The following is a 10,367-nucleotide window of genomic DNA, read 5'->3' on the forward strand; positions in this document are numbered from 1 at the left end:
AATTTTGGTTGTCAGCCTTATTCATTATAGGAGGATTTTTTTATTCTGTTCATCGCTTAAGCTCTTTGATTCCATACGCATAGCGTATGGTTTTTATAGCTAGACTTTGTCTAGCTATAATCAAAGGGGCGAATGATTCGCCCCTTATCGATTTAATTAAACATCATAAGTTGTCGATGCCGTATTCCCACCGCGACCTGTCCAGTTGGTGTGGAAGAATTCGCCGCGAGGTTTATCAGTACGCTCATAAGTGTGTGCGCCGAAGTAGTCACGTTGTGCTTGGAGTAAGTTTGCCGGTAAACGATCCGAAGTATAACCGTCTAGGAAGGTAATCGCACTTGCCATACACGGCATTGGGATACCGACTTCGATAGACTTCGCCACCACTTTACGCCAGTCACTTAATGCGTTCTCTAAAATGCCTTTGAAGTAAGCATCTGAACCTAAGAACACTAAATCCGGGTTCGCTTCGTAAGCATCACGAATGTTGCCTAAGAAACGGCTACGAATGATACAACCTTCACGCCATAATAATGCTGTTGCACCGTAGTTGATGTCCCAACCAAAGTTTTCAGACGCTTCACGAATCAGCATAAAGCCTTGTGCGTAAGAGATAATTTTTGACGCCAATAACGCTTTACGCACCGCTTCGATCCAAACTTGTTTGTCGCCTTCCACTTTGCCGATAGTTTTGTTGAATAATTTAGAGGCGGCAACACGTTGATCTTTGAATGAAGATACGCAACGAGCAAACACTGACTCGGTGATTAAGGTTAATGGAATACCGAAATCTAATGCATTGATCCCTGTCCATTTTCCTGTACCTTTTTGACCTGCGGTATCAAGGATTTTTTCCACTAACGGCGTACCGTCTGTGTCTTTGTAGCCTAAAATATCCGTTGTAATATCAATGAGATAGCTGTCAAGTTCAGTTTTTTTCCATTCAGCAAAGATCGCCTGCATTTCATCATAGCTTAAACCTAAACCGTCTTTTAAGAACTGGTAAGCTTCACAGATTAACTGCATATCGCCGTATTCGATACCATTGTGTACCATTTTCACGAAATGACCGGCACCTTCTTTGCCCACCCAGTCACAGCAAGGCTCACCTTTGTCGGTTTTTGCTGAAATTGCTTGGAAAATCGGTTTAACGTATTGCCATGCTTCTTCATTACCGCCCGGCATAATGGAAGGCCCGTGACGCGCCCCTTCTTCACCGCCCGACACGCCCGAACCGATAAAGCGAATGCCTTTTTCCGCTAACGCTTTCACACGGCGGTTGGTATCAGGGTAATTCGAGTTACCGCCATCAATGATGATGTCGCCTACTTCTAAGTGCGGTAATAATGCATCGATAAATTGATCGACCACTTCACCCGCACGCACCATTAACATCACTTTGCGTGGTTTTTCTAATTTCGAGGCTAAATCTTCTAAGGAATACGCCCCGATAATGTTTGTGCCTTTCGCTGCACCTGCTAAAAACTCGTCCACTTTTGACGTAGTACGGTTATACGCCACGACTTTAAAGCCGTTGTCGTTCATATTTAAAATAAGGTTCTGACCCATTACCGCTAAACCGATAACGCCGATATCGCCTTTTACTGACATTTTTTGCTCCTGTTGGATTGTTAAATTTTTTTTGGGGCTAATGTAATTAGCCCCTACAGTTTTATATCTAATATATATTGTAGGGGAAAATTATATTTGCCCCGAATTTTACGATAATTTATTAGGGTTAGTGTGATTAACCCCTACTGTTTCACATATAATTGATCTAATTCCCAAAAAATAGGATTGTTTTGAATATATTCATGGATTTTTAAATAGGATTTTTCATCTCGAATAATATGCTCATAATAATTGCGTTGCCAAACATCAAGGATATTTGTATTTTCTCTTGCCCAAGATGTTACACCTGATTTAAAACCACGCACTATTGAACCGATTGTTTGCGATGTTCCTTTTTGTAGGGGCAAATTACATTTGCCCCTATTATATTCGATGATTTCGATAATACCGTGTAAATGATTAGGCATAACAACAAATTCATCTATTCTTGCCTGTGGGAAAAATTCTGGAATTTGTTCCCAACATTTTTTCACATAATGACCTAAATTATTTAGCAATATTTGTTGATTGACGATTTGTCCAAATAAACATTCTTTGTTTTTACAACAAATCGTAATGAAATAAAATCCTTCTTTGCGGTAATCATAATATTTCAAACGAATTGATTTTCTATGATGAATGTCAGCATTATATTTTGTCATAAAAGATTTATTTCGGGTTTATGGGGCAAATGTAATTTGCCCCTACATATTTATGCAAACAAATTTACTATTAACGCCAACACCGCCGGCATTCCCTGTTTAATCAAAATCCCTTTATTTTTCGCACTTATCGCCCCATAAACCGCAGCAACAATCACGCAACTTAAAAAGAAATTAGTCACCGTACTTTGTTGAATACAAAGGGAAAAAATAAGCCCAGCGGCTAAAAAGCCGTTATACAACCCTTGATTCGCAAACAACAACTGAATTTTAGGGTTGCTTGCTGTTTGTTCGTCTAAATTAAAAATCTGCCTTGCCTTCGGGCTGTTTAACGCAAACATTTCTAAATACATAATATAGAAATGTTCAAGGGCGACAATGATGGTTAAAATATAAGCCAGTATTGACATTATTTTCCTTCCTGACAAGCGGTGCATTTTGCAAAATTTTTTGCAGATCTGACCGCTTGCTTATTGTTCTTCTAACTGTTCTAAAATTTTACTGGTTGATAAATCCATTTTAGAAAAGGCAAACCATTTTTTGCCCAAATCCTTTAATGAGGCACCGATATGGTAGAGTTCGGTGCGATCTAAAATCAAAAATCTATCGTGTGATTGACTAAACGGTTTTATCGTTATTGGCTCATATTGACTATTATAGCGTTCTAAATCAAGTGCCAACTGTCGGCTGATTGTTTTTGTATAAAGTGTGACATCCACACCTGATTTACGTTTACTAAATAGCGTCAAGACAGAATCATCAAGATAATTGTCAATCAAAATAATAGAAGATTCTGCTTTTCTTACTAAATCGGCTACAAAAGCATAAGCATCAAAGGTTTCACCATCAAAAAAGATACCCTGAGTGCGTGGTTTATTTCCTTCTAGAGCTAAGAATACTTGCTCCAATTGCCCAGACATTTCAATCTGCTTACGTTCTACATTTTCTAATCGTTGAATAACGCCGGCATTATTCAGCAACGTGTGTCGCATTTGTACGAAAGCCTGCATAATTTTAATGCTGACTTGAATTGCAACTTCACTACGCAATACGGTTGAAAGCATTGCAATACCTTGTTCGGTAAAGGCATAGGGTAAATATTTTCTATGTTTACCCTTCGCATTTTTATTTTCTTCTTTCTCTAAGATCACAAATTGTGATCTTAGAGATTGCCACTCACTTTCCGTCAATTGAAAACGAAATTCCGCTGGAAAGCGCTCCAAATTTCGTCTAACCGATTGGTTAAATGTTCTCGTTTCTACTTGATAAAGGCTTGCCAAATGGCTATCAAGCATTACTTGAACATTTCTTACCGTAAAAATCTGTGCTTCCAATTCAGGATTAATTTGTACTAATTGGTTCATCTTTTTTCCTTCAGCATTTTATTTTTAGCATTTTGAGGTCACAACTTGTGACCTCAAATAGAAATTAGAATGAACCTTCTTATAACGAAGTTCGAATACCTTCTTACGATTTTTCGACACAGATCGCAAATTTAAATTTTAAGATCACAATTTGTGATCTTAAATACTCACCATCAATTAGTGTTAACCTCGCAATGCGATCATATTTAAAGAACAATACCCAATCTTTTAATTTTTCGTCCATGCACTCGGGTGTTTCTCAAAACCGATGTGCGGATAGTAGTCGACCGCTTGGGGTGCGGCGAGCAAAATCAGTTTTGCTTTTGGGTGCAGTGCGTTTTGAGTCTGCTGAATGAGTACTTGCCCGATACCTTGTTTTTGGTAGTCGTCCCGCACCGCCAAGTCTGCCAAATAGCAACAGTAGCTAAAATCCGTCAGGGAGCGGGCAACGCCAATCAGTTCATCCTTATCCCATGCGGAGATGATTAAATTGGCGTGCTTTAACATGGATTCTACACGCTCGGATTCATTAAGCGGACGACGTTCTCCCAACGTTGTTCGATTTAATAATGTGCGATATTGCTCTACGGAGAGAGGAATATTGATTTTATATTCAATCATGGCTTAACTCATTGGCAATCTATTCACAAAAATTAAAGTAATGCACCTGCTTCTTTGTCCAAATACCACTCGGTCACACCATTTGTCGCTTTAATTCTTGCCGCTGGGTAAGGCAGGTTTTCCGCCGGGGTAGTTTGGATTTCTTTGAGGATTTCCGCTTTGCTTGCCCCTGTGACTAAATAAGTAATGCGTTTGGCTTGTTCAATCAATTTAGCCGTTTTGGATATGCGGATTTGCCCTGTTTCAGGGTGTTTGGCAATCACAGCTAAATTCGGATCATTGAAATCTGTTTGATGTGGGAAAAGGGACGCGGTATGTCCGTCCGTTCCCATGCCTAAAATAATCCAATCAAACTCACCGTTCGGGATACAAGCGGTCAGTTCTTGCGAAAATCTTGCAAGTTCTTGTTCCACAGGCTCTTCGCCACGAATACGGTGGATATTTTTTGCTGGGATCTCGATATGATCAAACAGTAATTTTTGCACTTCGCCGTAATTACTTTCAGGATCTTGTGGCGGAACCATACGATCATCGCCCCACCAAAAATGTAAATTTTGCCATTGAATTTGGCTTTTATACGGCTCTTGAGCAAGGGTTTTAAACAGCAGTTTTGGTGTACTCCCACCCGATAACGAAATATGTACAGGGCGATTTTGTTCACTATAAGCCTTAAATTCTTCGGCGATTTTTTCAACGGCGTTTTGGGCGGTATTAAAAATAATTGTGTTCATTTCACTTTCCTTAAAATCCCCCTTAATCCCCCTTTTTCAAAGGGGGAAATTTATGAGGAATAGAGATGATCTTGTATTTATTCCCCCTCTTTGAAAAAGAGGGGGCAGGGGGAGATTTAAACTTTTTTCTTCATCAAACCGCTTGGCTTACGCCACACTTTGCCGTGTTTGGCAATCAGTTTATCGGCTTCCGAAGGCCCCCACGTACCTGCCTCGTATTCATAAACTCGTCCACGTTCGGCTTTATAATCTAAAATCGGTTGAACAAATTTCCAGCAGGCATGAACTGCATCGGTACGGGCGAATAGGGTGGCGTCGCCTTTCATCGCATCCAATAACAAACGTTCATACGCCGTTAACAAACTTGGTGAAGCTAAATCCGCATAGCGGAAATCCATCGACACTTCTTTCGCTTCAAAGCCGGCACCCGGTTTTTTCAAGCCGAAACGCATGGAAATACCTTCGTCCGGTTGAATGCGGATAATTAATTTATTGTCCGGGGCATTTTGGCTAAATACCGGGTGCGGAGTCGTTTTAAAGTGAATAACGACTTCCGTTACTCGAGCAGGCATGCGTTTACCCGAGCGAACGTAGAACGGCACGCCCGCCCAACGCCAGTTATCGATTTGGCAACGCACCGCCATATAGGTTTCCGTATTGGACTCTTCCGGTACGCCTTTTTCTTGGAGATAGCCTTTGACGACCTTACCGTCTACCGTGCCTGAAACATATTGCCCTAACACCAAATTGTTTTTGATGTCTTCATTAGACAGCGGATGTAAGCAGTGGAGTACTTTCGCCACTTCATCACGCATGGAGTCGGCATTAATAATTGCCGGCGGTTCCATTGCAACCATGGCTAACACTTGTAATAAATGGTTTTGGAACATATCGCGCATAGCGCCCGAACCATCGTAATAGCCACCGCGCTCTTCCACACCGATGGATTCCGCACCGGTAATTTCTACGTAGTCGATGAAATTACGATTCCATAACGGTTCGAACAAACCGTTTGAAAAACGTAAAACAAGTAAGTTTTGTACCGTTTCTTTACCTAAATAATGATCGATACGGTAGATTTGGTGTTCTTCAAAATATTTGTGGATTTGAATATCAAGGGCTTTTGCCGTTTCAATGTCGTAACCGAACGGTTTTTCAACGATAATCCGTTTCCAACCGAATTCTTCAGTGGTTAAGCCATGTGCCGCAAGGCATTCCGGTATGATGCCGTATAAGCTTGGTGGGGTAGAAAGGTAATACAGCGTATTACCGCCCGTACCGTATTTATCGTGTAGGTCGTCTAAGCGGGGAAGGAGTTTTGCATAGTCTACGGCATCGGAGGTGTTAACCGCCTGATAGTAAAGGTGTTCGCAAAATTTTTCTAAAATCTCACCGCTTGCATTTTCTAATTTGACCAATGCATCATGCATTTTTTGACGAAACGAGTTATCGGTTAATTCGGTTCGGGCAACGCCGAGTACGGAAAAGTTTTCGGCGAGTCTGCCGATTTTGTAAAGATGGAAGAGCGCCGGAATCAGCTTGCGGTAAGTTAAATCGCCGGAGGCGCCGAAAATTACAATACAGTTATTGTCAGCTTTCATTTGTTATCCTGATTTTAATTGTTAAATTTTTGTAGCATTGTGCAATAGCTTTGTTTGTATTACCAATCAATAAAACTAATTGAATTGAAAGACGGATTGCCAGTTGCGTTGTTTGTTTCCGACCATAACGAAATAGGGATTAACGAAGGTTTCCCGTTGATTGTAGGTGAGTGGTTGAAAGCGTAGGTCAAAAATCTGCCCGCCGGTTTCGGCTAACAAAATTTCGGCAACGGCGGTGTCCCATTCGCCGGTGTCGCCAAAACGTACGTAGCAGTCGGCTTTGCCTTCAGCCACCAAACCGGCTTTTAAGCTGCTTGAGCCGTATTTAAGAAAGTCAAACCGATAAGGCGGTTGAATGGTTTGGGCAATGGTTTGGCTACTGGAGGTGCCGATAGTGATTAGCAAGCGGTCGGATTCCGGCTGATTTTTACCGTTTTCGCTAAGAGATCGAGTTTGTCCGTTTTCGGATAAGAATGCGCCGTGCTTTTCCATGGCATAATAGGTTTTATTCAACGCCGGTGCATGGATGACGCCAAGAACCGGGCGGTTATGTTGCACCAAGCCGATGACGACGGAAAATTGATCCGTTCGATCAATAAACTGCTGCGTGCCGTCAAGGGGATCGACAATCCAATATTCCTGCCATTGCGAACGTTCCGCCAACGGAATTTTACAGCTCTCTTCCGATAAGATCGGGATGGTTGGGGTTAAGGCTTGTAGTTGTTCTATCACGAATTGACTGATGAATAGATCCGCTTCGGTGACCGGTGTTTTATCCGATTTAATCTGAACTTCAACGGTTTCAGCATAAAAACGTTTAAGGTGTTTGCCGGCTTGATTGGCAATATCTAGAATGTTGTCTAATAATGATGGATTAAGTACTTGCATATAAACTCCGTAGGGTGGGTTCGAACCCACGACTACTCATCAATTGATGGGGAAACCCACTCTGCGATTTAATGCGGATCATACCGCACAAACGGCATAATGCAAAAAAGATTCGGTTATTTCTTAGGCAAAAATAGACGTAACACCGTGATGGCATAAGCAATTGCCGGCAACGCAAACATGAATGCATAGAAAATAACCGCTAAGGAGTGTTCCCATGTTGAAAGCGGTTCTGACATGTTTTCCGATGCCAATATGGTGGAAAATGTAATCAGGGTGCAAATAAACGTGATAGTTCCGGAGAAAAATGCAATTTGAATGAGATTACGTTGATGATACTGTTGTTTGTAACAGATCAGCGAAAATAAAAATGCCGGTAAGGTTGCGAGCAAAAAGACAAAGCCGTTCCCCCAATACGTGAACCCACTGAATATGAAAGAAAGCAGGGAAAAGAGCAGTTGGGTTATCAGCGGAAAGATCAGCAAGATTTTAGAACCGGTATGAGGCATTTTTCAAATATTCCTTAAGTAAGAACAGGGCGGATAAATTACGTGATTCGGCAAAATTCGGGTCGGCTAATAATTCATCGATGCCGTCCAACGGATAATAAACGATTTCTAACGGTTCCGGCTCATCGCCTTCAAGTCGGGAAGGGTAGAGATCCTGTGCAACGAAAATATGCATTAAACCGTACATGTGGCTGGGACCGCTGTATAACGTCCGTAATGGTTTGAATGTGTTGGCGCCAAAACCGATTTCTTCTTGCAACTCTCGGTTTGCACTTGCTATCGGTGTTTCCCCTGTATCGACAATGCCTTTGGGAAACGTGAGTTCGTAGCGTTCCGGTCCGACCGCATATTCTTTGACAAAAATAAGTTGATCGTTGTGAATCGGCAATACCATCACGGATGAACGGCGTTGCGGGGTAAGGCGTTCATAAGTTCGTTGTTCACCGTTGGAAAAACGCAAATCGACCGATTGCACCTCAAAAATACGGGTTTTGGCAATGGTTGAAATGCGCAGAATTTCAGGCAGCTTTTTGTTTGTCATGGAGTAAACGGAATGTGGGTAAAATAATTGGCATAACATATCACTTTTTATCGAAAAACTCACGTTAAAGTCAGTAAAGGGTATAGATACCCCAAAAAAGAATGGCATAACGTATCGTTTTTCCAATCGTGATGAATACAATGCTGATCCAAATATTGAAACGAAGCCAGCCGGCAACGCCACAAAGTACATCCCCGACTATCGGTAGCCAGCTGAATAACAACATCCAAATGCCGTATTTTTGACTGTAATGTAACGCCCATCGGGCTGCTTTTCGCCGTTGCGCTTTCGGTTTTGGAGCGGGAGCGAATAAAGCGAGCGCATAAGTCGTCAGTCCCCCCAAACTGTTGCCTACAGACGCACAGGTAAACAATAAAATTATCTCGGTAGAGATTGAACCATTTGCATTGTCTAATGCCTGATAAATAAATGCGCTGAAAACAATTTCTGAATTTCCGGGCAGCAAGGATGCGCTCAAAAAAGCGCTGAGAAACATCGTAATCAATTGATTCTCGAAAGAGAAAAATTGGTTCATCCATGCAATAAAAGAATCGATCATTTTGTAGTGTTTTTGTTAAATTTAAGTAATGTTAGCTTTTTGATTTTGTTAAATCTTGATGTGAATCAATAAAGCGGACGACTTTATTTATTTTATTCGTAAAATTTATTTGATGATCACTCCAAGAAGTCTATAATTCTCAACAAATTTTGCAAATTTTCAAATTTTATTAAGGATAATGATGTTTTCTCCTGCTGAAATGGCTAAAATCGCTGAAGACGGTGCGGTTTATAAGGCCTCCAAAAATCAATTTTATTCTTTTATTTCTGCCATTACTGCCGGCGCATATATTTCGATTGCATTTGTTTTTTATGCTACTACACAAGTCGGCGCGGCGGAGTTACCTTGGGGCGTTGCGAAACTCATCGGAGGAACGGTTTTCTCTCTCGGCATTATTATGTGCGTGGTGTTCGGTGCCGAATTATTCACCTCTTCGACCATGACTATCATCGCTAAAGCCAGTAAGCGCATCACTTGGGCTCAAATGTTTAAAAACTGGCTTGTAGTATACGGCGGTAATTTTGTCGGCGCGACTTTTATAGTGTTGCTGGTTTGGTTCAGCGGCGAAATTATGGCAGCGAACGGTCAATGGGGATTGACGATTTTAAATACGGCCCAACATAAGATCCATCATACGTGGATTGAAGCGTTCAGCTTAGGAATTTTCTGTAACCTGATGGTATGTATCGCAGTATGGATGGCATACGCGGGAAAAAGTTTAACGGATAAAACCTTTGTGATGATTTTGCCGATTGCGATGTTTGTCGCCTCGGGCTTTGAACACTGTGTGGCAAATATGTTTATGGTACCGATGGGGGTGTTAATCCATGGTTCCGCAAGTCCTGAATTTTGGACGGCGATTGGTGTTGATCCCGCGCAATATGCGGATTTAACTATGGCACATTTCATCGAGAAAAACTTAATTCCGGCTACACTGGGTAATATTGTGGGTGGAGCATTCTTTATCGGGATGGTGCAGTGGTTTTTGCATCTGAAAAAACATTGATTCAACACTTGTAATCGGTCTTTTTTTGCAAATTTTTTCTTAAAACAGACCGCTTGCGAAAACTTATACATTAACTAACGAGGACTTAAAATGACTCAACTAACAGCAGCTCAACAAAAAGCGTGGGAAGGTTTTGCACCGGGTGCATGGCAAACCGAGGTAAACGTCCGTGATTTTATCCAAAAGAACTACACGCCGTATGAAGGTGATGAATCATTCTTAGCAGAGGCAACCCAAGCAACGACAGCGCTTTGGGACGATGTAATGGAAAAAA

General features: G+C 41.5%; 13 protein-coding genes. 2 read left to right on the forward strand and 11 right to left on the reverse strand.

Annotated elements, in window-relative coordinates:
* Nucleotides 1-156 precede the first annotated feature (156 nt).
* The 11 genes from gnd to ACEYKX_RS10380 form a co-directional block, all read right to left on the reverse strand.
* On the reverse strand, nt 157-1,611 hold the full coding sequence (gene gnd, locus ACEYKX_RS10330; protein ID WP_373766992.1) for a decarboxylating NADP(+)-dependent phosphogluconate dehydrogenase: 1,455 nt from the start codon (nt 1,609-1,611) through the stop codon (nt 157-159).
* Between the two features lie 143 nt (nt 1,612-1,754).
* Entirely contained in the window at nt 1,755-2,273 is a 519-nt protein-coding gene (locus tag ACEYKX_RS10335; protein WP_373766991.1) for a transposase, read from the reverse strand.
* 50 nt (nt 2,274-2,323) lie between these two features.
* On the reverse strand, nt 2,324-2,683 hold the full coding sequence (locus tag ACEYKX_RS10340) for a DUF1304 domain-containing protein (RefSeq protein WP_373766990.1): 360 nt from the start codon (nt 2,681-2,683) through the stop codon (nt 2,324-2,326).
* Nucleotides 2,684-2,743: 60 nt separating this feature from the next.
* Nucleotides 2,744-3,637 (reverse strand): ORF6N domain-containing protein, encoded by an 894-nt coding sequence (locus ACEYKX_RS10345; RefSeq protein ID WP_373766989.1) that lies wholly within the window; start codon nt 3,635-3,637, stop codon nt 2,744-2,746.
* Nucleotides 3,638-3,865: 228 nt separating this feature from the next.
* Nucleotides 3,866-4,258 (reverse strand): GNAT family N-acetyltransferase, encoded by a 393-nt coding sequence (locus ACEYKX_RS10350; RefSeq protein ID WP_373766988.1) that lies wholly within the window; start codon nt 4,256-4,258, stop codon nt 3,866-3,868.
* A 32-nt stretch (nt 4,259-4,290) separates the two neighbouring features.
* Nucleotides 4,291-4,989 (reverse strand): 6-phosphogluconolactonase, encoded by a 699-nt coding sequence (gene pgl, locus ACEYKX_RS10355; protein WP_373766987.1) that lies wholly within the window; start codon nt 4,987-4,989, stop codon nt 4,291-4,293.
* Nucleotides 4,990-5,105: 116 nt separating this feature from the next.
* Nucleotides 5,106-6,590, reverse strand: a complete 1,485-nt coding sequence (zwf, locus tag ACEYKX_RS10360) for a glucose-6-phosphate dehydrogenase (RefSeq protein WP_373768077.1) — start codon at nt 6,588-6,590, stop codon at nt 5,106-5,108.
* A gap of 75 nt (nt 6,591-6,665) precedes the next feature.
* Complete coding sequence (cysQ, locus tag ACEYKX_RS10365; RefSeq protein WP_373768076.1) at nt 6,666-7,478, reverse strand: 3'(2'),5'-bisphosphate nucleotidase CysQ; 813 nt, start codon at nt 7,476-7,478, stop codon at nt 6,666-6,668.
* A 116-nt stretch (nt 7,479-7,594) separates the two neighbouring features.
* On the reverse strand, nt 7,595-7,987 hold the full coding sequence (locus ACEYKX_RS10370) for a hypothetical protein (protein ID WP_373768075.1): 393 nt from the start codon (nt 7,985-7,987) through the stop codon (nt 7,595-7,597).
* Nucleotides 7,968-8,528 (reverse strand): ADP compounds hydrolase NudE, encoded by a 561-nt coding sequence (gene nudE, locus ACEYKX_RS10375; protein ID WP_373768074.1) that lies wholly within the window; start codon nt 8,526-8,528, stop codon nt 7,968-7,970. The genes ACEYKX_RS10370 and nudE overlap by 20 nt, the downstream gene beginning before the upstream one ends.
* A 70-nt stretch (nt 8,529-8,598) precedes the next feature.
* On the reverse strand, nt 8,599-9,087 hold the full coding sequence (locus tag ACEYKX_RS10380) for a YqaA family protein (RefSeq protein WP_373768073.1): 489 nt from the start codon (nt 9,085-9,087) through the stop codon (nt 8,599-8,601).
* Between the two features lie 181 nt (nt 9,088-9,268).
* Here ACEYKX_RS10380 and focA point away from each other — a divergent pair, with 181 nt between their 5' ends.
* Together focA and ACEYKX_RS10390 are read left to right on the forward strand one after the other, a co-directional pair.
* Nucleotides 9,269-10,093 (forward strand): formate transporter FocA, encoded by an 825-nt coding sequence (gene focA, locus ACEYKX_RS10385; protein ID WP_373768078.1) that lies wholly within the window; start codon nt 9,269-9,271, stop codon nt 10,091-10,093.
* 90 nt (nt 10,094-10,183) lie between these two features.
* Nucleotides 10,184-10,367 (forward strand): hypothetical protein (locus tag ACEYKX_RS10390; protein WP_373780722.1); only part of this gene is annotated, 184 nt, incomplete at its 3' end.

It is taken from the genome of Glaesserella sp. (assembly GCF_041817755.1).
Lineage (GTDB): Bacteria > Pseudomonadota > Gammaproteobacteria > Enterobacterales > Pasteurellaceae > Glaesserella.